Here is a 22566-nt window from a genome sequence, read left to right as displayed (position 1 = left end):
TGTTACAGTGGCTCATGCCTGGAACGCAGCCGGATTTCGCGGGCCGCTCCGCCCGGGACGCGGTCCGCCGTGCCGTAGCGCTGCTCGACGTGCTGCTGACGGCGGATCCTTCGCCGGATTCGGTAGCCGCAGTGCTGGTCGAGCACGGCGAACCGCAACTCCAGCTTTCCGCCCGCGAGGTTGCCGAGTTGCGTGCCGCCGCGCTCTCTCTGCGGGAAGTCTTCGCCGCCCCCGACGCCGCTTCGGCCGCCGAGGTGCTGAACGCCCTGTTCGTCGCTCACGCCGGGCCCCCGCGCCTGACCGCACACGACGCCGACTTCGGCTGGCACCTGCACGTCGACTCGTCCGACGACGGCCCGTGGGGAGCCTGGCTGATCACGTCCTCCGCGCTGGCCCTGGCCACCCTGCTGGCCGACCGCCAGGATGTCCCCGGCGGCCTGTGCGCGTCGCCGTCGTGCGGTAAACCCTTCGCGCACCTAGGGGGAGGAAGCCCGCGCCGGTACTGCTCTTCGCGTTGCGCCACAAGGGAACGCGTCGCCGCCCACCGCGCCCGGCTAACCTGACCGTCATGGAGACTCTGACCCTGGCGGCGTTCACCAGCTTCGTCCGCGCCAACCCGCTGGGCGTCGTCGCCACCACTGCCGCGAACGGTCACCCCGAAGCAGCGCTGGTCAGCTTCGCCATTACCTCGGACGGGTCGTTGTTGTTCAACGCCCACCTCACCGCGCGCAAGGTCGCCAACCTCCGCGCCAACCCACGCGCCGCCGCGGTAATCGGCTGCACCGGGACCCTTTCGATCCAGGCGGAAGGCCCAGTAGTCATCGAATCCGGTGCGGCCCGCCGAGACGCTGGCGAGATCTATCTGGAGCAGTTCCCGGGCTCCCGCGCCCTAGCCGAGGATTTCGCCCTCATCCGGCTGACCCCGGATTGGCTGCGCTCCTACGACGCCAGCGCCGAACCGGCCCGCGTTATCGAGACCTGGAAGTAACCGCCCGCCGCACCAAGGCTGGCAACGCGACCGCCAGCCGCCGTCCCTTGCCGACGACCGCGCGTCGGTTCAGCACGGCGTAGTCCATCGCCTCGATCTCGTCCAAAATACCTTCGTACAACGTGACCGCCGTCCGCACACAAGGCCGAGATTCCGGCCGCAGCAACGGAATCCCCGCCTCAGCCCGCCGATACACCGCCCGTGTCCGCGACACCGCCACCGCAAGCGCCGCCCGCACCCGAGGATCCGCCCGGCCGCTCCGCCGCGCGTCCAGCAACACCGTCCGGTCCACCCCGAACGCCGCCAACTCCTCCGTAGGCAGGTACAACCGCCCACGATCGAGATCCTCGCCGACATCGCGCAGGAAATTCGTCAGCTGAAACGCTTCCCCCAACGCCGCCGCACTGGGCGAAGCCTCCGCCAGCGGCACGACAGTCCCGAACACCGGCAACATCTGCAGCCCGATCACACAAGCCGAACCGTAGATGTACTCGCCGAGATCGGCGTAAGTCGCGTACTCGGAAACCGTCAAATCCATCCGCATGGAATGCAGGAACGCATCCACCAAATCACGCCGGATGTCGTAGCGAGACACCGTATCCGCGAGCGCGGCCAGCACCGGATCAACCGGCACCCGACCGTCGTAAACCTCGTCGACAAGCCCGGTCAGCTTGTCCAGCGCGACCGCCGGATCGGTGCCGGGCTCGGGGTTGTCGACCAGTTCGTCGGCCATCCGCGCGAAGCCGTACAGCGCGTGCGCGGCCGGCCGAGCCCGCGCCGGAAGCAGCCGCGTAGCAAGGAAAAACGTGCGGCCGTGATGGGCGTTGATCCGCCGGCATTCCGTATAAGCTGCACGCAGCGCGGGTTCGACGATGCCGGCCGCGTCGAGTTCGCTCACCGGCCGGTGATCCGTTCCGCGGCGAGCCGTCCGGAGATCAGCACCGGCGGGATGCCGACGCCGGGCGTCGTCCCGCATCCGGCGAGCACCACGTTTTCCGCCGCGCGCACCAGGTTCGCGGGCCGGAACGGGCCAGTCTGCGGGAAAGTGTGCGCGAGCGAGAACGGTGTCCCGGCGGCCAATCCGCGCGCCGCCCAGTCGGCCGGAGTCAGCTGTTCGTCCACAAAGTACTCTTCGCGGAACCCGGTGAGCCCGCGCGATTCCAGCGTACGCACCAGTTCTTCGCGATAAGCCGGGCCGACGCGCGCCCAGTCGATCGGGCCGGTGTTCAGGTTCGGGGCCGGCGCGAGCACAGAGACGATCTCGCCGCCGTCGCCAGCGAGCGACGGCTCGGTCGCGGTCGGGCGCGTGACCAGCAGCGACGGATCGCTCATCAGCTTGCCCTCGCGGACGATCTCGGCGAAGGTCCGTTCCCACGCTTGACCGAAGAAGATCGTGTGGTGATCCAATTCCGGCCACGAACGGTCCGCGTGCCCGTGCAGCACGAAAGCCGACGGCGAGTACTTCAACGGCAGCACGCGTCGCGGCCGCGCGCCAATCAGCCGGTACGCCGCCGAAAGCTCTGTCGCGAGCACCACGGCGTCACACTCAATACGCTCGCCCGAACGCGTGCGTACAGCGCGTACGCGCGACGACACCCGTTCAAGCCACGCGGCTTCCGTACCGAACCGCAGTTCGGCCCCGGCGCGCGCCGCAGCGTCGGACATCGCGCGGGCGATCGCGCCCATGCCACCGCTCGGGTAGTAGACGCCGCCGACAGTGTCCATGTACGCGATGACGCCGTACGCGCCGAGCGCACGCGTCGGGTCGAGACCCGCGTACAGCGCCTGAAACGAGAAGAGCCGCCGTACGCGCTCGTCGCGCAAGAAGCTGGCGACGCGCGGCCCTAACCGGCCGAAGCCGCCCAGCGCGGCGAGCTTCACGAGTTCCGGCCGGACCAGATCCAGCGGCGAATCGAAGTTCGCGCCGATGAAGTGGTCCTTCTGCGCCGCGTACAGGTCGGTGAGCCACCGTCGCAGCCGCCGGTAACCATCCGCCTCGGCCGGCCCGGCGAACGACCGGATCTCGGCTTCCATCGCGTCGCCGTCGGTGTGCACGGCGAGCGTGCTGCCGTCGGCGAAACGCGCCCGGTACGCCGGATCGAGCCTGGTCAGGGGCACCGTGCCGGCCAGCGATTCGCCGACCGCGTGCAGCGCTTCGTCCACCAGTTCCGGCATGGTCAGCACGCTGGCTCCGGTGTCGACCGCGTTCGCGCCGAAGTCTTGCTGCCCGGCCCGTCCGCCGGGCATCTTCTGCTGTTCCAGCAGCGTCACCCGCCGTCCCGCGCCGAGCAGGTGCAGCGTCGCCGACAGCCCGGCCAGCCCCGCGCCGACGACCACCACGTGGTCGGCGTGCCCGTTCACGGTGCGCATCAGAAGTTCCGCTGGGTAGCCAGCCGGATCAGTCCGGCGAGCGCCGACGGGGCGGGCTCGGCCAGGTGCGCGCGCTCCAGCGCGGCGTTCGCGGAGGCGGTCAGCTCGTCGATCTGGCGCTCCACCGCGGCGACCGCGCCGACCGAGGTCAGCGCCTCCCGCACCTGGTCCACGGTGCCGTTGGTCAGGTCGGCGGCCCCGATCGCGTCGGCGATCACCTTGGCTGCGGCGTGGTCGCCCTTCTCCTCGGCCAGCTGCAGGCCCAGCGCCACGAGCAGGGTGCGCTTGCCCTCGCGCAGGTCGTCGCCGGCGGGCTTCCCGGTCACCGACGGGTCGCCGAACACGCCGAGCAGGTCGTCGCGCAGCTGGAACGCCACGCCGACGTCGCCGCCGAACTCCAGCAGCGTGGCGATCAGCCGCTCGTCCGCCCCAGCGAGCGAGGCGCCGAGGTGCAGCGGCCGCTGGACGGTGTACGCGGCGGTCTTGAGCCGGTCGATCCGCAGCGCGGCCTCGGGCGAAGCGTCGCCCACTGCCTGCGTACGGACGTCGAGGTACTGCCCGGCGAGGACTTCCGTACGCATCGCGCGCCAAGCCGGGCGGGCCGCCGCGATCGTGGCCGCGGGCAGCGGGGCCTCGGCGAACATGTCGTCGGCCCAGGCCAGCGCCAGGTCGCCCACCAGCACCGCGCTGGCCAGCCCGAACACCGACGGCGAACCGAGCCAGCCGCGGTCGGCGTGCAGCTTCTCGGCGGCCACGTGCACGGTCGGCCTGCCGCGGCGCGAGTCGGAGGAGTCGATGAGGTCGTCGTGGATCAGCGCGCACGCCTGGATCAGCTCCAGGCTCGCGACCGCCTGCAGCGCGCCCTCGGCGAGCGGACCGGAGGCCGCGCCGCCCGCGCCGCGCCAGCCCCACCAGGCGAAGGTCGGGCGGATCCGCTTGCCACCGCCCAGCACGAAACCGGACAGCGCCTCGATCCCGGCCGCGACGCTCGGCTCGGTGCGCAGGATCTCGGTCCCCGCCCGGCCGAGGAAATCGGCCAGCGCACGCTCCACGTGCACGGGGAGATCGGCGTCGAATCCGGGCGCGTCCATGCCTTCATCCTCCGGGACGAGGGCGGCCGGGGTCACGCCGGGCGCCCCCGGATGTGGCGCACCAGACGCGCTCAGCCGCTCCGGAACGCGTCAGGACGCCTGCTCGCCGCGAAGTACTCCGCCGCCTCGGCGGGTCCGCGCGGCCGCCAGCCGGGTTCCAGGCAGCCCGCGTACCAGTCCTTCGCGAGATGCCACAGCGCGTCGAGCCCGAGCACCTCGCCCGGACTGTCCACACAGGACTCGGCGCAGTACAGCCGCTGCTTGCCCCGGTCGCCCGCGAGCTGGTCGGGCGAGGCCGGGAAGTACGCGACCTGCGCGCCCGCAGGCGGCCGGTCCCGCCGCACGACCAGCGCGGACGGCTCGCCGCAGCCGGGACAGCGCGTCGCCACCAGCACTTCGGGCTCGCCGGAGACGAGGTGCGGGATCGCGAACGAATCCCACGCGCAGCCGCCCCACCACATGGTGTGCTCGCCCATCACCGCGAACCCGAGCGGGACCGCCGCGAACGGCGCGGCCAGCGCCACGTGCTCGCATTCGTCGAGCCACAGCCATCTCGGGTCGGCCATCCGGTGCAGCGCCTGTTTCGCCACCGCGAGCGATCCGTGCGCGGCGTCGGCCAGTTCGGGCGCCGTCGGCGGGCGGCCGCGCGAGGCGAACGCGCGGTAGACGGCCACGCGCACGTCTTCGTCCCAGGCCAGATCGTCTTCACTGCTCATGGGCTCGCCTCCCCGGAGGGTTCGCCCCTGACGGTACGCGGGGGTGGCCAAGCCCACCCGTCAGCTCTGCCGGGGCTCGAGCCGAGCCACTACCATTTCACTCCATGACGTCGGTGATCGAAAGGCTGCGGGGGGACGGGCCCGCGTTCTCCGTCGAGTTCTTCCCGCCCCGCGACGAGGCCGACGAGGCCGTCCTGTGGAAGGCCATCCGCGAGCTGGAACCGCTGGACCCGGCGTACATGTCGATCACCTACGGCGCGGGCGGTTCGAGCCGCGACGGCACCATCCGCAGCATCGCCCGCGTCGCCACCGAAACCACGCTCTGCCCGATGGCGCACCTGACGGCGGTCGACCATTCGGTGTCCGAACTGCGGAACGTGATCGGCTGGTACGCGGCGGTCGGCGTGCGCAACATCCTTGCCCTGCGCGGCGACCCGCCCGGCGACGTCTACGGCGACTGGGTGCCGCACCCCGAAGGCCTCACCTACGCCGAGGAACTGGTCGAGCTGGTCCGCTCGCTCGGCGACTTCTGCGTCGGCGTCTCGGCGTTCCCGTACGGCCACCCGCGCTCGGCGGACCTGGAATCGGACACGAAGCACCTGGTCCGCAAGTTCCGCGCGGGAGCCGATTTCGCGATCGCGCAGCTGTTTTTCGAGGCAGAGGACTTCCTGCGGCTGCGCGACCGGGTCGCCGCCGCGGGCTGCGACGCGCTCGTGCTGCCCGGCATCATGCCGCTGACCACCCTGCGCACGTTGCACACCACGATCAAGCTCTCCGGGGCTCCGGCGTCGCAGCGTCTGCTCGACCGGCTCGAACCGTTCTCCGAGGACCCCAAGGCGTTCCGCGCCGCAGGCATTGACTGGGTCACCGAACTGTGCGAGAAACTGATCGCCGAAGGCGTGCCCGACCTGCACTTCTACACCTTCAACCGATCGAAGGCGACGCGCGAGGTGGTGACCCGGCTCGGACTGGTGCCCGCCCGCGCGTAACTCCGTGGGCTCGGGGTGCCTCCGGCCGGTAGCGTGCCGGACATGGCTTCCACCGAACAGAGCGTTCCGGAGATCTGCGACCGGTACGTCGACGATTACGTGGCCGTGGACCCGGTCGCGGCCACCATGCTCGGCGTCGCGGGCTACGACGACCAGCTGACCGACTATTCGCCCGCCGGCCACGACGCCCGCGCGGAGCTGGCGCGGCGCGCGCTGGCCGCGGTGACCGCCGCGGAACCGGCGGACGCGGGGGAGCGGGTCGCGAAGGCCGTGTTCAGCGAGCGGATCGGCCTCGAGCTGGAGATCCACGACGCGGGTCTCGACGCCGCTTCGCTCAACGTGATCGAAAGCCCGGTGCAGAGCCTGCGGATGGTTTTCGACCTGATGCCGACCGACACGGCAGACGACTGGGCGAACGTCGCGGCCCGGTTGCCGAAGGTGCCTGAGGCGCTGGCCGGGCTTCGCGCGTCGCTGCTGGCCTCGGCCGACAAGGGACGGGTTTCGGCGCTGCGGCAGGTCTCGAAGGTCGCCGAGCAGTGCGACACGTGGGCCGGGCTCAAGGACGGCCCCGGGTTCTTCGCCAGCATGGTCGCCGACGCGGGGGTCGATTCGCTGAAGTCCGACCTGGCCGCGGGCGCGCGGGCCGCGGACGAGGCGTTCGCGGAGTTCGCCGGATTCCTGCGCGCCGAACTCGCCCCGAAAGCCCCGGTCAAGGACGCCGTCGGCGAGGACACCTACCGGCTGTGGTCGCGCTACTTCATCGGCGCGGAGCTGGACCTGCGCGAGGCCTACGAGTGGGGCTGGCACGAATTCTCGCGGCTGGAAACGGAAATGCGCGCGGTCGCGAACCGCATCAAGCCCGGCTCGACGCCCGCCGAGGCCGCCGCGGTGCTCGACGCCGACCCGCGCTACCGCGTGCAGGGCCGCCCGCAGTTCGAAGCGTGGATGCAGCAGCTGTCCGACGACGCGCTGAAGTCGTTGCGCGGCAAGCACTTCGACATCCCGGACCGGCTGATGGCGCTGGAATGCAAGATCGCCCCGCCCGGCGGCGGCGTCGGCGCGTACTACACCGGGCCGAGCGAGGACTTCAGCCGTCCCGGCCGGATGTGGTGGTCGCTTCCCGCGGACCGCAACGAATTCACGACGTGGCGCGAGGTTTCGACGGTCTACCACGAGGGCGTCCCGGGCCACCACCTGCAGATCGCGACCGCGGTCAACCAGGCCGAGACGCTCACGAAGTACCAGCGGCTCATGACGTTCATCTCGGCGCACGGCGAAGGCTGGGCGCTGTACGCGGAACGCCTCATGGAGGAGCTCGGTTACCTCTCGGACGACGGCAACCTGCTCGGCATGCTGTCCGAGCAGCTGTTCCGCGCCGCCCGCGTCGTGGTCGACCTCGGCATGCACCTGGAGCTGGAAATCCCGGCGGGCACCGGATTCCACGAGGGTTCGCGCTGGACGCCGGACCTCGGCCTGGAGTTCATGCTGACCCGCACGATCACCGACCAGGCGCACATCCGCGACGAGATCGACCGCTACCTCGGCTGGCCCGGCCAGGCCCCCTCGTACAAGCTCGGCGAACGCCTGTGGCTCGCCGCCCGCGACGAGGCCCGCGCGCGGCAGGGTTCGGCGTTCGACATCAAGCAGTTCCACACCAAGGCCCTGCAGATGGGCGGCATGGGACTGGACACGCTGCGCGAGCAGCTGGCGCAGCTGGACTGAGACTGCTTTCCCGGGCCAGTGTTTCTTCTGCTGGCCCGGGAGTCTCGTTGCCTATGTTTACCGCTCAGCTCATCGAAACCACCCGGTTGGACCTGCTGCCGCTGTCCGTCTCGCATGCCGAGGAGATGGCGTCGGTGTTGTCCGACCTGACCCTGCACACCTACATCGGCGGCGCTCCGGACTCCTTGGCAGCTCTCCGCTCGCGCTACCGGCGGATGACCGCGGGCTCGCCCGATCCGGCGGTGTGCTGGCTGAACTGGGTGATCCAGCTTCGCGATTCCGGCCTCGTGGGCACTGTCCAAGCGACGGTCAGCGGTGCTGTCGCCGAAATCGCCTGGGTGGTGGGAACTCCGTGGCAGGGCCGGGGCATCGCCACCGAAGCCGCGCGAGCGCTGGTCGGCTGGCTGGTCCAGCAGCCGGTGGACGAGATCATCGCCCACATCCACCCGGAAAACCGGGCCTCCGCCGCCGTCGCCGCCGCGATCGGGCTCACCGCTACCGACCAGTGGCAGGACGGCGAAATCCGCTGGGCCACAAACCCGTTGATCGTCTCCTCGGCCGCTGGTTAAGCTCCCGTCCGTGCAGTGGCTCCTCGTCGTCATCCCACCACCAGTCTCCTGAGCGGGGCAGTTTTCGCCGCGTGCGCCCGAAACCGGGCCCGCGGCCACCGGATGACGTCCTGAACCGGCCCATGCACGCTGCCCCGCGTCGTCGATTTCCGATTCCTTCGACGCAGGAGCCCACTTCCCAATGTCTGTCCTCGTACCTTCGCGCGCCCGTTCGTCGGCCGCCCTCGTCGTAGCCGGTGTGCTCTGGGGAACCGGCGGCCTGTCCGGCTCGCTGCTCGCCCAGCAAGCCGGCCTGCACCCGCTGGCAGTCGCCACCTATCGCCTGCTCATCGGCGGTGCCGCGAGCGCGGTCTACGTCGCCCTCACCGGCGGACTTCGCCTCCCCGCCAAGCAAAACTGGCGCCGTCTCCTTCTCATCGGCGCGCTCTTCGCCCTCTTCCAAGCCAGCTACTTCGCCGCCGTCGCGCTTAGCTCAGTCAGCACGGCGACAATGACCACGATCGGTGCCGCACCCGTTGTCCTCACGGTGTTTTCCGCGGTGCGGCGGCGTCGCGCGCCTCAACTGTGGACGCTTGTGTCCGTCGGCGGCGCCGTCGCGGGGCTGGTGCTGCTGCGCTGGTCGCCGGAAACCGCGACGTCACCTGCCCGGCTGGCCGGAGGCCTCGGCTTCGCGCTGCTCGCGGCGACCGGGTTCGCCGTGCTCACGCTCGTCACGGCGAAGCCCGTCGACGGCCTCGATCCGTTGGCTACCACGGCATTCGGCTGCCTGACCGGCGGTTTGCTGCTGACGCCCGCCGCGCTGTGGCTCGGCATGGGCCTGCCCGCCAGCGCCGACGTGCTGCTGCTGGCCGTGTACTTCGGGGTGGTCCCGACAGCCGTCGCGTATGCCGCCTACTTCCGCGGCCTCGGCGGCGCCCACCCGGTGCTGGGCGCGCTGTCCGCGTTGCTGGAACCGCTTACCGCGTCCGTGCTTTCGGTGGTTTTCCTGCACGAACGGCTGAGCGCGTTCGCGTGGGGCGGCGCGGTGCTGCTCGTCGCGGCGCTCGCGGTCGGCTATTGGCGGCCCGAACCCCGGTGAGCATCATTCACGGACTGTCCGCATTCTTGGAGATTTCGCCACGAACGGGTGACGAACTCGGCTACGGTACCGCGCATGATCACCGAAAATCGAATATTCCGGGCATCGGCGCTGGTCGCGGGGGTGGCGCTGCTCGCCGCCCTCGCGGGCTGCGGCGGCTCGACCGCGGGCACCGCCGCCGCGGGTTCTCCCACCTCCGAAGCGAAGCCCCCGATCACCGACCCCGCCGTGCAGGCGGCGGCCCTGCGCACCGTGGATCCGTGCGCGCTGCTGGACAGCAAGACCCTCGGCGGAGTCGGCGCCCCGGATCAGTCGAGCATTTCCTCATCCGAATGGGGCGAGTGCCGTGTCGACGTCAAGGACTCCGGCGGCAAGACCGTCGAATTGGTGCTGCGCGTCGGCGACCAGCTGATCATGTCGAAGGACCCGGTCGAGAAGCTCGAAGGCCTTCCGCTGGTCGTCGACGGCGACAAGCCAGGGTCGTGCTGGGTCTCCGTCGTGACGTCGTTCGAACAGTCGCTGGGGATCACCTTCCAGACCAAGTCCGCCGGCGACGCCTGCGCGCCCGGCCGCGCGGCGCTGACCAAGGTGGTGCAGGCCCTGCACAACTCCCCGCCGCAGTACAAGCAGGTGCCCGGCTCCGTGCTGACGACCGATCCGTGCGCGGTGGCGGGAAAGCAGGCCGTGGAGACCGCGCTGGGACAGAAGTCTTTCGTGGAGCCCAAGAGCCTGCACGAATGCGACTTCTGGTCCGGCGACGGCACCCACTACCCGCAGGTGTCGGTGCACCTGCACCAGGGGCTGCCCGCCGACGCCGGAGACGGCCAGCCCGCCGACCTCGGCAATGGCGTCACGGCCATCCAGAAGAAGGACGCGGACAGCAGCGTGGTCAGCTGCGACGCGACCTGGCGCAAGGTCGAAACTCCGAAGGAAGACGAGGCGCACGGGTACGGCGAGATCGTCTCCGTGCAGTTCAGCGGCGAGCCCGAAAGCGGCCTCGACACCGCCACCGCCTGCACGAAGGCGGTCGCCGTGGCCAAGACGGTGGCACCGTCGCTCGGTCACGCCTGATCGCTGGCGCGCACGGCCTCTGGGGGCCGTTTCTTGCGGTAGCTGAGCGCGCCGCACGCCCAGTCCGGCACCGGGCGTGCGGCGTCCTACGCCTCTTCGAGCGGCAGCGACCGCCCGAGAATCGCGAACGGCCGCGGATCGCCGGTGAACTGGTAGTCGCGCAGAACGTCGACGAACCCCATGCGCCGGTACAGCTTCCAGGCCCGGCTCGTGCCCTCCGGCGTGGAGAGCAGGACGTTCGCGCTGGGGACGCCGTCGAGCAGCCGGCGCAGCAGGTCCTCGCCGATCTGCTTGCCCTGGTTCTCCGGGCGCACGTGGATCTCGGTGAGCTCGAAGTAGTCCGTCAGCCAGCGCTCGGCTTCCTCCGTACCCGCGCGGCGGGTGAGGCCGTGCCGGACCTGCTCGTGCCACCACTGCCCGGCTCGGCCCTTGTACCCGTACGCGACTCCGAGCAGCACGCCGTTGTCGTCGAGGGCGGCCATGCAGCGCCAGCCCTCGCGCAGCGCGTGGGTGAGCCACATCGGCGCGCGCTGCTCGGCCGTGCCCTCGGGGTAGCGCATCGCGTTCACGTAGATCGCCAGCGCTTCCGGCAGCCGGGAGCGGAACTCGTCGGCGGAGAGCTGCACGTACCGGGAGCACCCGGAGGAGGACATGGCGGTCACAGTCGACCATCCTCCCCTTCGCCCGCCAGCTCGCCCGGGGTGCCCCCGGTGAGCGTGACGAGTGCGTCGAAGGTGGTCGGGAAGACCGATTTCGGATGCCCAGCCGCAGCCCACACCTCGGGATAGTCGCGCAACGTCGTGTCCACGAGCGTCACGAGCCGCTCCGGATGCCCGACCGGAGCGACGCCCCCGATCGGCTGTCCCGTGTGCTCCCGGACGAACGCCGCGTCCGCCTTGCCGACCTCCGCGACTCCCGCGAGTTCCGCCAGCCGGGACTCCTTCGCCCGATGCGCCCCCGAGGTAAGGGCAAGCAACGCGACCTCGGCCCCGTCGCTCGTGCGGGCCCGGAAAACCAGACTGTTGGCGATAGCGCCCACCGGCACGCCGAGCGCCTCCGCGGCCTGCGCGGCAGTGCGCACCTCGGCGGGCAGCACCCGCACTCCGTCAGCGGCGGCGTGCTGCCCGGCCTCGCCCAGCGCGGCGGTGACCTTGGCGACAGCGGGATGGTCGTGGGTGCTCACTCCGTTATGAGACCACGCCGGTGCGGCCGTGTCCCGCACCACGTGCCCCGATTCCACCGGCGGGGTTGAGCGGAGTGGCCGGCGCGGCTACTCTGGAAACAGATCGAACAGACGTTCGATATCCGGTGGGAGCGCACCGGCCGGTCCCGGGGTGGGGGAAGCACCTCGGGCCCCCGGCCGGGCCCACCCGAGCAGGAGGAGGGTCGCCATGTCCGTCTCGGTCGTGTCCCCCGCGGACCGTGCCTTGGAGGGCACCCCAGACCGACCTGGCGCGGTTGGCGAACAGCTGACGTTCGGCGCGGCTGTGCAGCCGGGGAGCGCTTCGGAGAGTGCCGAGGGTGGTTCTGCCTCGGCTGCTTCCGCCGCGGCCGCTTCTGCGGTCGTTCCCTCGGACAGTGCTGCTCAACCGGCGGCTTCTGGCACTGCGTCTGCTTCGGCTCCGTCGTTGGCGTCAGCGTCGGCTTCGGCGGCTGGCTCTGCTCGGCGTGCTGCTCCGGCGACTGACCCTGTGCTGCCCTTCGTGTCGGAGGACATCTCCACCACGCCATCCGCCGCAGCGGCCAATCCCGCTCTTCAGCCTGAGCGCACCCCGGCGAGTTCCCCCGCATCCAAGCGGGCGGAGAACCGTTCTACTGCACTGCCTGCTGTAGCTGTCGGTCTCCTGTATCAGCCCGAGCTCCTTCCCGCAGTTTCTCCGACCTCCAAGCCGTCGGAGAGCATCTCTGCCGCGGCGGCCCTTCCCACTACCCAGCCTGGGCGCGCTCCGGCGGGTTCCCTGGTCTCGCGGTCGTCGGAGAATCGCTCCGCTGAACCGTCTGTCACTGTGGCCGATCCTGCTGCCCGGTCTGAGCGCGCTGCGGCGGGTTCCCTGGTCTCGCGGTCGTCGGAGAGCATCTCCACCGCGGCGGCCAATCCCGCTCTCCAACCGGAGCGCGCCGCAGCAGGTTCCCCGGTCTCGAGGCCGTCGGAGAACCGCTCCGCCGCACCGTCAGCCCCAGCGGCCAACCCCGCTCCCCAACCTGAGCGCACCCCAGCGGGCGCTCCAACCTCCAGGCCAACCGTGCACCACGTCCCTGAACCCGCCCTGCCCAGTTCTCCGCCCCCGAGGCAGGTAGTCCACCGCAGCCGAGCCGCCGTCCGGCCCTCCGCCGAATCGGCCGCTCACCGCTCCGGCGCTCCGGGCCAGCCCCAACTCCCGCTGTCCCTGCGCCCGCCGGTCGCACCCGAGGCGGTCACCCTCCTCGCCCAGGCCAATCGCGGCCTCGACAACGCGGAAAACGAACACGACCCAGCCGAACGCTTCATCGGTGCCTACCTCGCCGCCCTGCGCGGCGCGGGTGCGGTGCTCGCCGTCCGGGGCCGTCCGCGCCGTGGCCGGGGCCGTCCCGCGAGCGGCTGGGTGCTGCTCGACGCCGTCGCTCCCGAACTGCGCGAATGGTCGGCCTTCTTCGCCGACCATTCCGAAACCCGGGCCGCCGCGGAAGCGGGCATCACCGGTCGCGTCACCGCCGAACTGGCCGCGGGCCTCCTGCAGGCGACCGCCCAGTTCCTCGAATTGGTCCGCCGGGTCGTGCACGGCCTGCCGATGTCCGGGGAAGCTCATGTCGCGTGAACTCGGCACGGTCGACCACGGCCGGTTGCTCGAGGCGTTCTCCGCGGAGGCGCAGCTGCTGGGGGAGGTGGCGCACTCGGCGTCGCCCGATTCGCCGGTGCCCACCGCCCCGGGCTGGACGTTGAACGAGCTGCTCAAGCACGTCGGCGCCGTGTACTGGCAGGTGCTCGGCTGGATCCGCGAAGGCCGCCGCCCCGAGCTGTGGCGCGAGCCCCTGCCCGGCCAGCCGGTCGTCGACTTCTACTCCGCCGCCCGCACCGAACTCGAGATAGAACTGGCCGACCACGACCCGGCCTCCCGAGCCGCCACCTGGTGGTCCGCCGACCCGACCCACGGTTTCTGGCGCCGTCGCATGCTCCACGAAACCCTCGTGCACCGAGTGGACGCCGAAAACGCGGCCGGCACCGGAGACTCGACAGTCCCGGACGACTTGGCCGCCGACGGCGTCGACGAGGCCCTCACCCTCTACTTCGGACACAAGCTCACCACCATGGGCATCTCGGGAACCCGAAACGGCACAGTGGGTTTCCACACCGGAGGCCACAGCTGGATCGCGAGAGCGGGCCCCGGCGAAACAGAAGCCTGGCGCTGCTCTCCCAGGGAAGCCGACGCCGCGGACGCGATAGTCACCGGCTCGCCCGAGAACGTGTACCTCTGGCTCTGGGGAAGAGTCCCGGTGACCATGGTCCACACCGACGGCGACCACGAGCTGTCCGCCCAAACCTGGGCCCTGCTGCGACTGGCCACCAGGTGACCGCCTAGAACCGAAAGTGGGGAAGCTTCCCGGTTTCTTAAGGCCGCCTGGCGATCCAGCTGTGCCGGCAAGCGCGATACCCCCGCGCTTGCCGGCACAGTTCTTTCACCCGGTCTCGCCGGCGCACGATCCGCCGTTTTTGTCGGTCCTCCCCGTTACCGTGGCAAGATGGCACCCCGTCTGGTCCACCTGGCCATCGCCGCCGAACAACCAGCCCGCCTGGCCCGGTTCTGGTCCGACCTCCTCGCCTGGCACACCACGGCGGAATCCCCCGACGAGGTCCAGCCCGCAGCGAACGACGGCTGCGACCTCAACCTGGTCTTCACCCGGTCGTCCCGCCCGAAGACCACCAAAAACCGGCTGCACCTAGACCTCTCCAGCACCTCTGCTGAGAATCAGCGCGAAACCGTCGCCCGAGCCGTTTCCCTAGGCGCACGCCCGATCGACATCGGTCAGCGCGACGTCCCGTGGATCGTCCTGGCAGACCCCGAAGACAACGAGTTCTGCGTCCTGGAACCCCGCCAGAAATACGCCAATTCCGGTGCCCTGGCAGCGATCGTCGTGGACGCGGCGGACCCCGCACGCCTAGCCCGCTTCTGGTCCCCGCTCACAGCCTGGCCGATCACCGCCGACGAGCCCTCGATCACCACCCTCCGCAACCCCACCGGCCGCGGCCCCACCCTCGAATTCCTCCGCGCGAAAACCCCAAAGCACGACCGAAACCGCCTCCACCTGGAACTAGCCCCGGCCCGCCACGACGACCACGCCGCCGAAACCCGCCGTCTCCAAGCCGCCGGTGCCCACCTGCTCGGCCAGACCGACTTCGCAGACCCGGAAGACAACGAATTCCGCCTGCTCACCCCACACTGACCCGCGACACGTTTCTCACAGATCACGCATTCCCGGCCGCTCTCTGACAAACCCGAAACACCACAGGACGCCGACGGTTACGTGCGTCAGGAACGGTAAGTCCCATGGACATGCCTTCGACGCCCCGCAGCCTCCTCACGAACGCCGTTGCCGACGAGCCAGCACACCGCTCTCGCCCCGAGCCCAACTCGAGCCATGCCAAAGAAAACCTCCCCCCGGCCCGAGCCTGGCGAGTACGCGTGCGCTCCGACGACCACCCCGGAACGCTGGCCCGCTTCGCCATCCGACTAGCCGACCTCGAATGCCGCATCATCGGCCTCACCAGACACCCGGTACCCGGCGGCGTCCTGGACGAGTTCGTGCTGCGCCCCGCAACCGGCCTGCCGCAACACCTCCTGATAGACGCCCTCCGCGACGAAGGCGGCGATTGCCTGGGGATGACCGAAACCACCATCCCCGAACTCCGCTCTCCAGCCGCCGCGCCTGCCGCCGAGGATTCCATCGCAGAGGCCGCCGACCGGGAACTCCTCACCCCGATCACGGACACGCAAGCCGCTGACCGGACGACAGCCGCTGGGCCCGATGCCGGGAAGCGCGGTGTCCCCGATGCAACTGCGTCTCTCGCCGACGGGGAGATGCGCGCTGACGTTGCTGCGTGCGAATGCGATGCTTCGTCGGCGGCCGGCCAGGCGACCGACTCTGGGCTAGATGCGGGAGCACACGGCGTTCGGGATTTGACTGCGTTCCTCGCCGACAGGGAGATGCGCGCTGACGTTCCTGCGTGCGAACGCGATGCGGCGTCAGCGGCCGGCCAGACGACCGGCTCTGAAACCGATGTCAGCGAACGCTCTGCGGCAAATCCGCTCCCCGTTGCGGAGAAGCCGCCCGCTGACTCCGTCGTCCGAGAATTGCTTGGTTCTGAAGCAAATGCTCCCACTGCTGATCGAGAGGCTGCCTCCGGCACCGCCCGGAACCCCTCTGCTCCTTCCACAACTCAACCCCTCGCGCTGAGGAAAACCTATGGCGATGCCACAATCCGGGAATCGCCTGCGTCAGCGGGGGATGGATTCGCTGCGCCTCAGGACGCGGCTGGAGCCGGTCCTGCGGAACGCCGTGCGGCAACTGCATTCCCCGTCGCGGAGGAATTGTGCATCGGGGCCGAGGAGTCGCGAGCCCCGACAGCACTCGTCCGCGGCGTAGCGCGGGAGGCGGTTGCCGAAACCAGCGTTGGCGGCCTTCGCGACTCGACTGCGCGCTCCGTCGCGTCGGGCGTGGACGACCGGCCGGTCGCCGAGCGCGGCGAGGCCACAGGGGAGCCGCGCATGGGGAATCAGGAGCTGCGCGCCCCGGCAGCATCCGCCCGTGCCGTCGCGCGGGATTCGGTTGTCGAAACCAGTGCTGGCGGACTTCGCGACTCGACCGCGACTGCTCTCAGCGCCGCACGGCGGGCGATCGCTGATCCCGGGTGTCGTGCTCCGATGCTGCGGTCGGTCCTAGCCGCCGACCTCGTCACGCTCGTTCCGGCGAGCGAGGCCAACCCGGGACGTACGGAGGGCGGGCACCGGGCGGTCTTTCCCTTCAGCGACGGGACAGCATTCGTCGCGCGGCGGCGGTGGGTGGCGTTCGCTGAATCAGAACTCGCTCAGGCTGCGGCTTTCCTGGAACTACTCGCCGCGGCGGAGCAGAATCTGGCTGGGCCGGTGGTGCTCGACCGTCCGGACGGTGCCGCGGTGGTTCTGCGGATTGGTACTCCGCGCGACATCGACGCGATCGGCGCGGTGCATCTTCGTTGTTCGGCGAAGACGTTGTTCAACCGCTACCACACTGGGCTGCGCACGGTTCCCCGCAAATGGCTGCACCGCTTGCTCATGCCACCGCGCGGAACGAGTTTGCTCGCGGTGTGCGGCCGGGACGTGATCGGGTTCGGGCAGTTGATCTCTCAGCGTGACGGCACGGCTGAGGTATCGCTGCTCGTCGAGGATGCTTGGCAGCGACAGGGAATCGGCACGGCGTTGCTTGCTCGGCTGGTCGTCCTCGCCGCAGCGGACGGGATTACGGAACTGACCGCGGTCCGTCTTCCGAGCAATGACGCCATGGCCCGGACTGCTGCGCGCGCCGGGCTGCACGTCGAGACCAGTCCGGACGACGGCACGGTGCTCCGGCTTTTCGCAGCCCGGACGCCCCAGACGCCCGGGACGCCGCAGACGGTCAGCGGTTCCAGAACCAGTCTTTGCCCCGCGCCTCGCGCAGCGCCTGCTTCTTCCGCTCGGGAGTGAGCCGGTCGAGGTAGAGCTTTCCGTCGAGGTGGTCGGTTTCGTGCTGGAGGCACTGAGCCAGCACGTCGACGCCCTCGACCTCGATCGGCTCGTTGCGCAGGTCGACGCCGCGCACGACGGCGTGCTTCGCGCGGACTGTCGGGAACCACAGTTCCGGCACGGACAGGCAGCCCTCGCCGATTTCGTGCGTCTCCTCGGAGAGGTGGGCGATCTCCGGGTTGATGACGTACCCGGTCAGCCCGCCGACGTCGTAGCTGAACACCCGCAGCCCGACCCCGATCTGCGGCGCCGCGAGCCCGGCCCGGCCCTCCGGCTGCACGCTGTCGAGGAGGTCCTTCACCAGCGCCTCGATCTTGCTGTCGAACGTGGTCACCGGGTCGCACACGGACTTGAGCACCGGGTCACCGAAATAGCGCAACTCGCGCATCGCCATGATCGAACGTCCTTTTGTCCACCGAGGGGCCACGAGAAGTCTAGTGACGCCACCTGCTTCCCCGACGCGGGTCCGCCGACCACGCCCGCTTGCCGCGCGCCGGAGCCGACCGGTCGGCGGAACCGTGAGCCGGACGCGCTCGCGTTCGTGGCTTAGCCGAGCAATAACCCAGGCAGTGTCAAGCTCTCAAACGGAGTCCCTTCGGCGTCGCGCGGAAGCCGGCTTCCTGCAGGATCTCGGCCAGCTCCGAGGTCAGCGCGTGCTCTCCGTCCGCGCGCTGGACGGCCAGCTGACCCAGCCAGCCCTCCCGGACCGCGGTCGACAAGGCGGCCGCGGCGGCTTGCAGCGAACCGCGTTCCTCGGTGAAGCTCAGCAACGAGCGGCCGCCGCGTTCGACGTACAGGGCCGGGATCCCGTCGACCAGCACCGCGAGCGCTCCGGCTTTGCGCGCTGGCCGGTGTTTCGTGTCGCCAGTCGCGGCAGGCCAGGACAGCGCCGCGCCGTACGGCTGTGCTGGGTCCGCGGCGGCGAGAACTACGGCACGAGCGCTGTCGTTGCGGCTCGCAGTTGCGGGCGCGGTGCTGGAGAGGGCGCGCAGCCGGTCGACTGCGCCCTTCGCAGCGAACTGCGCGGCGCCGAGACCTTCGACGACGTAGCCGCGAATGACCTGCCCGGTGTCCTCCATGCCGCGCAACACCTTGTAGATCCCGGAAAAACCGCCGGTGACCCGTTCGGTGTCGAGCGCACCCCGGGTGAGGACGCCGTGCCGTTCCAGAAACGCCTCGGTGCGGGCATGCGCACGCCGAGTCGGCTCGGTTTCCCGAGGTGGGGTCAGTGCCCATCGGCCGGCTGCGGTTGGCGGTCCGGTGCGTGAGGGCATCGCCGGACGCCCAGCGCGCATGCGGGCATATCGGCCGCGTGGTGCTTGCCGCCGCGGCTTGTGTGCGCCATGGCCTGCGACCTGCGCACGTAGCGGCGCGAGTGTGTCGCCGGTGACCAGCCCGGCCCACACCAGATCCCACAACGCGGATACCACGGCGCCGTCGTCCGGCGGTTGCTCCAGGCCCGGCGTGACCCGGTCGACAAGCTGCCGGAAGAACAGAGCTCCGCCTTCCAGCGCCGTCACGATCGCTTCGTGCAGCGGGCTGGTCGGCGGATTCTCCTCGACCTCGGGCAGCAGCAGATCCGCGACGTCGGACGGTGCCAGCGCCAGCCAGCCGTCTCCGCCGGAGAGGGCGCCGCAGCCCGCCCAGGTGACCTCGCCCGCGGTGGTGAGTTCGTCGAGCAGCGCGGGGGAGTAGCCCGGCAACCGGCTGGGCAGGATCAGCGACTCCACCGCGCTCGCCGGCAAGGGCGCACCGGCGAGCTGTTCGACCACCGACAGCACGTCGTCGGCCGTCGGCGCGGACCGCAGCCGCGCGCCGATTCCGTGCCACGCGGGCAAGAACCGGCCCAGCGCCGCCGGTTCCACGGGCTCGACCTCTGCCCGCAGTCGGGCGAGCGACGCGCGCCGCAACCGCCGCAGCACGGCCGCGTCGCAGTATTCGACGCCCACGCCATGGGTTTCCGGATGGCCGACCGGACTCAGCTCGCCGCGGACCAGCCTGCCTTCACCGGTGAGCCGGTCGAGCACTCCGGTGACAACGGCTGTTCCTAACCCGAACCGATCCGCCGCCGCTGTCGCGGAGAACGGACCGTGAGTCCGCGCGTAGCGGCCGAGCAGATCGCCCACCGGATCCGCCACCGGCTCGGTGAACGCCTCGGGCACGCCGACCGGAAGCGCGACGCCCAGCGCGTCTCGCACCCGCCCGGCGTCCTCGATGGCCAGATACCGCTCTTCGCCGCCGATGCGCACCTGGATCGCACGCCGGGCCGAGGCGAGTTCTGCCAGCCATTCCGGCTGGATCCCGCGCTCTGCGGCTTCCGGGATGGACAGATCGCCGAGAAACCGCAACAAGTCCGCCGCGTCCTCTGCCGACCTTGCGTGCCGGTCTGGATCGAGCCGCTGCAACGACCGTTCGACCTCGGCCACGGCCTCGGGGTCGAGCAGCTCGCGAATCGCTTCCGTGCCCAGCAATTCAGCCAGCAGCGCGGAATCCAGCGACAGCGCCGCGGCCCGCCGTTCGGCCAGCGGGGCGTCTGTCTCGTACAGGAACATCCCGACGTAACCGAACAACAGACTCCGCGCGAACGGCGACGCGGCCGGCGTCTCCACCTCGACCAGCCGCACCTTGCGCGCCCGGACGTCCGACATCAGCTCCCGCAGTCCGCCGACGTCGTAGACGTCCTGCAGGACCTCACGCATGGCCTCCAGCACCACCGGGAACCGCTCGTACTTCGCCGCCACCGACAACAGCTGCGACGCCCGTTGCCGTTGCTGCCACAACGGAGTACGCCGCCGCGGATCACGCCGCGGCAGAAGCAGCGAGCGTGCCGCACACTCCCGGAACCGCGCCGCGAAGACCGCCGAACCGCCGACCTCCGCCACGATCAGCTGCTCGACCTCCTCCGGGTCCAGCAGGACGTCGTCGGCGCCGATGGTGACTTCGCCGCCGTCGGCGTCGAGCGCGTCGGGCAGCCGCAGCACGATGCCGTCGTCGGAGTGCGCCACCTGGGCGTCGACGCCGCGGTTTTCCCGCAGCCGGGCGGCGATCGCGAGCGCCCACGGAGCGTTGACCTGCGCGCCGAACGGCGAGTGCAGCACGATCCGCCAGTCGCCCAGCTCGTCGCGGTAGCGTTCGAGCAGGATGACCCGGTCATTGGGCACGTGCCGGGTCGCCGACTTCTGTTCTTCCAGATACGCCAGCAGGTTGTCGCAGGCGCGCTGGTCGAGACCGGCCGCGGCGGCCCGGTCCCTCGCCGCCGGAGTGTCCGAAGTGGACAGTTCGCGGACGAACGCGCCGAGCGCCCGCCCCAGTTCCAGCGGCCGTCCGGCGGCGTCGCCCTTCCAGAACGGCATCCGGGCGGGCTGGCCCGGGGCGGGCACGACGATCACCCGGTCATGGGTGATGTCAGTGATCCGCCACGACGAGGTGCCGAGCAGAATCGTGTCGCCGACCCGCGATTCGTACACCATCTCCTCGTCGAACTCGCCCACGCGCGAGCCGGGTTTGCCTTCGTCGCCCGGCGTCATCACGGTGAACAGCCCGCGATCGGGGATCGTGCCGCCGGACGTGACGGCCAGCCGCTGCGAACCCGGCCGTCCGCGCAGTTCGCCGCCGACCCGGTCCCACGTGATCCGTGCCCGCAGCTCGCCGAACTCCTCGCTCGGGTAGCGGCCGGCGAGCATGTCGAGCACCGCGTGCAGCGCGTCGTCCGGCAGCGAGCTGAACGGCGCCGCCCGCCGGACGAGCGCCGCCAGCTCCGGCACCGTCCACGGTTCGAGCGCCACCATCGCCACGACGTGCTGAGCCAGCACGTCGAGCGGGTTGCGCGGGTACCGCACCGCCTCGATCGCCCCGGTCGCCATCCGTTCCGCGACCACCGCGCACGACACCAGGTCGCCGCGGAACTTCGGGAACATCACGCCGGACGACACCGCTCCGACCTGGTGCCCGGCACGGCCGACGCGCTGCAGCCCGGACGCCACGGTGGGCGGAGCCTCGATCTGCACGACCAGATCCACCGCGCCCATGTCGATGCCGAGTTCGAGCGACGACGTGGCCACGACGCACGGCAGCCGCCCGGACTTCAGTTCCTCTTCGACATGGGTGCGCTGCTCGCGGGACATCGACCCGTGGTGTGCCCGCGCGATGACCGGCTCCGCACCCGACGTGACCCCGGACTGCCCGACCGCCTCCGCCGGGAACGCGTCGCTCTGAGACAGACCGGTCTGCTCGGACGCGAGTTCGTTGAGCCGCGCGGTGAGCCGTTCGGTGAGCCGCCGCGAGTTGCCGAACACAATGGTGGAGCGGTGCGCGCGGATCAGCTCCAGCACCCGCTCCTCGACCGCGGGCCAGATCGACGGCCGCTTCACCGCCGCGCCGGCCACCTCTTCCTGGGTGCCGATCCCGCCCTCCGACGGCAACTGCGACAGCGACGTGAGGTCGTCGAGCCGCTCCATCGGCGACGGGGCCGGGCCGTCGAGGTTCGCCATGTCCTCGACCGGCACCTCTACCCGCACCTGGATCGTCTTCGCGAGCTTCGGCTGCACGACCGTGACCGGGCGGCCGCCGGCGAGGAACGCGCTCACCTCGTCGACCGGGCGCACGGTTGCCGACAGCCCGATGCGCTGGGCTGGCTTGGGCAGCAGCGCGTCGAGCCGTTCCAGCGACAACGCCAGGTGCGCGCCGCGTTTGCCGCCCGCGACGGCGTGCACCTCGTCGACGATCACCGTCTCGACGCCCTTCAGCGACTCCCGCGCCGAGGACGTGAGGATGAGAAACAGCGACTCCGGCGTGGTGACCAGCACGTCCGGCGGGGTCTTCCCGAACGACCGGCGCTCCGCCGCCGTGGTGTCGCCGGTGCGCATGCCGACCTCGATCTCCGGCGCGGGCAGGCCGAGCCGGTGCGCGGCCTGCGAGATGCCGGCCAGCGGCGCGCGCAGGTTGCGCTGCACGTCGACCGCCAGCGCTTTCAACGGCGAGACATAGAGGATCCGGCACCGCTCGCGCGGATTCGCCGGCGGAGGTTCCGCCGCCAGCCGGTCCAGTGCCCACAGGAACGCGGACAGCGTCTTGCCGGACCCGGTGGGCGCCACGACCAGGGCGTGCTGCCCGGCGTGTGCGGCCCGCCAGGCCCCTTCCTGCGCTGCCGTCGGGGCGGCGAAGGCTCCGGCGAACCAGGTGCTGGTCGCCGGGGAGAAGAGGTCGAGGACGTCGTTTGCCACGGGATCCATCATGCGC

The 22566-nt window shown here is 70.7% G+C and carries 20 protein-coding genes; 11 read left to right on the top strand and 9 right to left on the bottom strand.

Annotation, left to right across the window (positions count from 1 at the left end; translation table 11 throughout):
- Nucleotides 1-14 precede the first annotated feature (14 nt).
- Together AB5I40_RS15165 and AB5I40_RS15160 are read left to right on the top strand one after the other, a co-directional pair.
- Nucleotides 15-563 (top strand): CGNR zinc finger domain-containing protein, encoded by a 549-nt coding sequence (locus AB5I40_RS15165; protein WP_370939135.1) that lies wholly within the window; start codon nucleotides 15-17, stop codon nucleotides 561-563.
- A 5-nt stretch (nucleotides 564-568) separates the two neighbouring features.
- Complete coding sequence (locus AB5I40_RS15160; protein ID WP_370939134.1) at nucleotides 569-988, top strand: pyridoxamine 5'-phosphate oxidase family protein; 420 nt, start codon at nucleotides 569-571, stop codon at nucleotides 986-988.
- Here AB5I40_RS15160 and AB5I40_RS15155 read toward each other — a convergent pair.
- The 4 genes from AB5I40_RS15155 to merB form a co-directional block, all read right to left on the bottom strand.
- A complete protein-coding gene (locus tag AB5I40_RS15155; protein ID WP_370939133.1) occupies nucleotides 969-1886 on the bottom strand; it encodes a phytoene/squalene synthase family protein in 918 nt (305 codons plus the stop codon). The genes AB5I40_RS15160 and AB5I40_RS15155 overlap by 20 nt on opposite strands.
- Nucleotides 1883-3358: a phytoene desaturase family protein gene (gene crtI, locus AB5I40_RS15150; protein ID WP_370939132.1), complete on the bottom strand. Its 1476-nt coding sequence runs from the start codon at nucleotides 3356-3358 to the stop codon at nucleotides 1883-1885. The genes AB5I40_RS15155 and crtI overlap by 4 nt, the downstream gene beginning before the upstream one ends.
- A complete protein-coding gene (locus tag AB5I40_RS15145) occupies nucleotides 3358-4449 on the bottom strand; it encodes a polyprenyl synthetase family protein (protein WP_370939131.1) in 1092 nt (363 codons plus the stop codon). The genes crtI and AB5I40_RS15145 overlap by 1 nt, the downstream gene beginning before the upstream one ends.
- Nucleotides 4450-4520: 71 nt before the next feature.
- On the bottom strand, nucleotides 4521-5165 hold the full coding sequence (merB, locus tag AB5I40_RS15140) for an organomercurial lyase (RefSeq protein ID WP_370939130.1): 645 nt from the start codon (nucleotides 5163-5165) through the stop codon (nucleotides 4521-4523).
- A 104-nt stretch (nucleotides 5166-5269) separates the two neighbouring features.
- Between merB and AB5I40_RS15135 the strand changes: the two genes are divergently transcribed.
- From AB5I40_RS15135 to AB5I40_RS15115, 5 genes are all read left to right on the top strand, one after another.
- Nucleotides 5270-6154 (top strand): methylenetetrahydrofolate reductase, encoded by an 885-nt coding sequence (locus AB5I40_RS15135; RefSeq protein ID WP_370939129.1) that lies wholly within the window; start codon nucleotides 5270-5272, stop codon nucleotides 6152-6154.
- 42 nt (nucleotides 6155-6196) lie between these two features.
- Nucleotides 6197-7876 carry a DUF885 domain-containing protein gene (locus AB5I40_RS15130; protein ID WP_370939128.1) on the top strand — a complete coding sequence of 560 codons (1680 nt, stop codon included), beginning with the start codon at nucleotides 6197-6199 and terminating at the stop codon, nucleotides 7874-7876.
- A 53-nt stretch (nucleotides 7877-7929) separates the two neighbouring features.
- Nucleotides 7930-8445 (top strand): GNAT family N-acetyltransferase, encoded by a 516-nt coding sequence (locus AB5I40_RS15125; RefSeq protein ID WP_370939127.1) that lies wholly within the window; start codon nucleotides 7930-7932, stop codon nucleotides 8443-8445.
- Between the two features lie 181 nt (nucleotides 8446-8626).
- Nucleotides 8627-9523: a DMT family transporter gene (locus AB5I40_RS15120; protein ID WP_370939126.1), complete on the top strand. Its 897-nt coding sequence runs from the start codon at nucleotides 8627-8629 to the stop codon at nucleotides 9521-9523.
- 75 nt (nucleotides 9524-9598) lie between these two features.
- Complete coding sequence (locus tag AB5I40_RS15115; RefSeq protein WP_370939124.1) at nucleotides 9599-10594, top strand: DUF3558 family protein; 996 nt, start codon at nucleotides 9599-9601, stop codon at nucleotides 10592-10594.
- Between the two features lie 86 nt (nucleotides 10595-10680).
- Here AB5I40_RS15115 and AB5I40_RS15110 read toward each other — a convergent pair whose 3' ends face one another.
- Both AB5I40_RS15110 and AB5I40_RS15105 read right to left on the bottom strand, forming a co-directional pair.
- A complete protein-coding gene (locus AB5I40_RS15110; protein ID WP_370939123.1) occupies nucleotides 10681-11256 on the bottom strand; it encodes a GNAT family N-acetyltransferase in 576 nt (191 codons plus the stop codon).
- Nucleotides 11253-11777, bottom strand: a complete 525-nt coding sequence (locus AB5I40_RS15105; RefSeq protein ID WP_370939122.1) for a YbaK/EbsC family protein — start codon at nucleotides 11775-11777, stop codon at nucleotides 11253-11255. Before AB5I40_RS15105 ends, AB5I40_RS15110 begins: the two co-directional genes overlap by 4 nt.
- Nucleotides 11778-12837: 1060 nt before the next feature.
- Between AB5I40_RS15105 and AB5I40_RS15100 the strand changes: the two genes are divergently transcribed.
- The 3 genes from AB5I40_RS15100 (at nucleotide 12838) to AB5I40_RS15090 (ending at nucleotide 15013) form a co-directional block, all read left to right on the top strand.
- Nucleotides 12838-13389, top strand: coding sequence for an SAV_6107 family HEPN domain-containing protein (locus AB5I40_RS15100; RefSeq protein ID WP_370939121.1), 552 nt, complete (start codon nucleotides 12838-12840; stop codon nucleotides 13387-13389).
- Complete coding sequence (locus AB5I40_RS15095; RefSeq protein ID WP_370939120.1) at nucleotides 13379-14143, top strand: maleylpyruvate isomerase family mycothiol-dependent enzyme; 765 nt, start codon at nucleotides 13379-13381, stop codon at nucleotides 14141-14143. Before AB5I40_RS15100 ends, AB5I40_RS15095 begins: the two co-directional genes overlap by 11 nt.
- A gap of 168 nt (nucleotides 14144-14311) precedes the next feature.
- A complete protein-coding gene (locus AB5I40_RS15090) occupies nucleotides 14312-15013 on the top strand; it encodes a VOC family protein (RefSeq protein WP_370939119.1) in 702 nt (233 codons plus the stop codon).
- 287 nt (nucleotides 15014-15300) lie between these two features.
- Here the strand turns inward: AB5I40_RS15090 and AB5I40_RS15085 are convergent, their stop codons facing one another.
- The gene (locus tag AB5I40_RS15085) at nucleotides 15301-15564 is read right to left on the bottom strand and encodes a hypothetical protein (RefSeq protein WP_370939118.1); all 264 of its coding nucleotides are present in this window, start codon (nucleotides 15562-15564) and stop codon (nucleotides 15301-15303) included.
- Nucleotides 15565-16335: 771 nt separating this feature from the next.
- On the opposite strand from AB5I40_RS15085, the gene AB5I40_RS15080 reads away from it, so the two are divergent.
- Nucleotides 16336-17289 (top strand): N-acetyltransferase family protein, encoded by a 954-nt coding sequence (locus tag AB5I40_RS15080; RefSeq protein WP_370939117.1) that lies wholly within the window; start codon nucleotides 16336-16338, stop codon nucleotides 17287-17289.
- On the opposite strand, the gene def is transcribed toward AB5I40_RS15080, so the two are convergent.
- Both def and AB5I40_RS15070 read right to left on the bottom strand, forming a co-directional pair.
- The gene (gene def, locus AB5I40_RS15075) at nucleotides 17222-17722 is read right to left on the bottom strand and encodes a peptide deformylase (protein WP_370939116.1); all 501 of its coding nucleotides are present in this window, start codon (nucleotides 17720-17722) and stop codon (nucleotides 17222-17224) included. The two genes, AB5I40_RS15080 and def, sit on opposite strands and share 68 nt — an antisense overlap.
- A gap of 178 nt (nucleotides 17723-17900) precedes the next feature.
- Entirely contained in the window at nucleotides 17901-22559 is a 4659-nt protein-coding gene (locus AB5I40_RS15070) for an ATP-dependent helicase (RefSeq protein WP_370940524.1), read from the bottom strand.
- Nucleotides 22560-22566 lie beyond the last annotated feature (7 nt).

The organism is Amycolatopsis sp. cg13 (assembly GCF_041346965.1).
Taxonomy (GTDB): domain Bacteria; phylum Actinomycetota; class Actinomycetes; order Mycobacteriales; family Pseudonocardiaceae; genus Amycolatopsis.
Note: the sequence above shows the minus strand (reverse complement) of the source record. Positions and strands in the feature narration are given on the sequence as shown.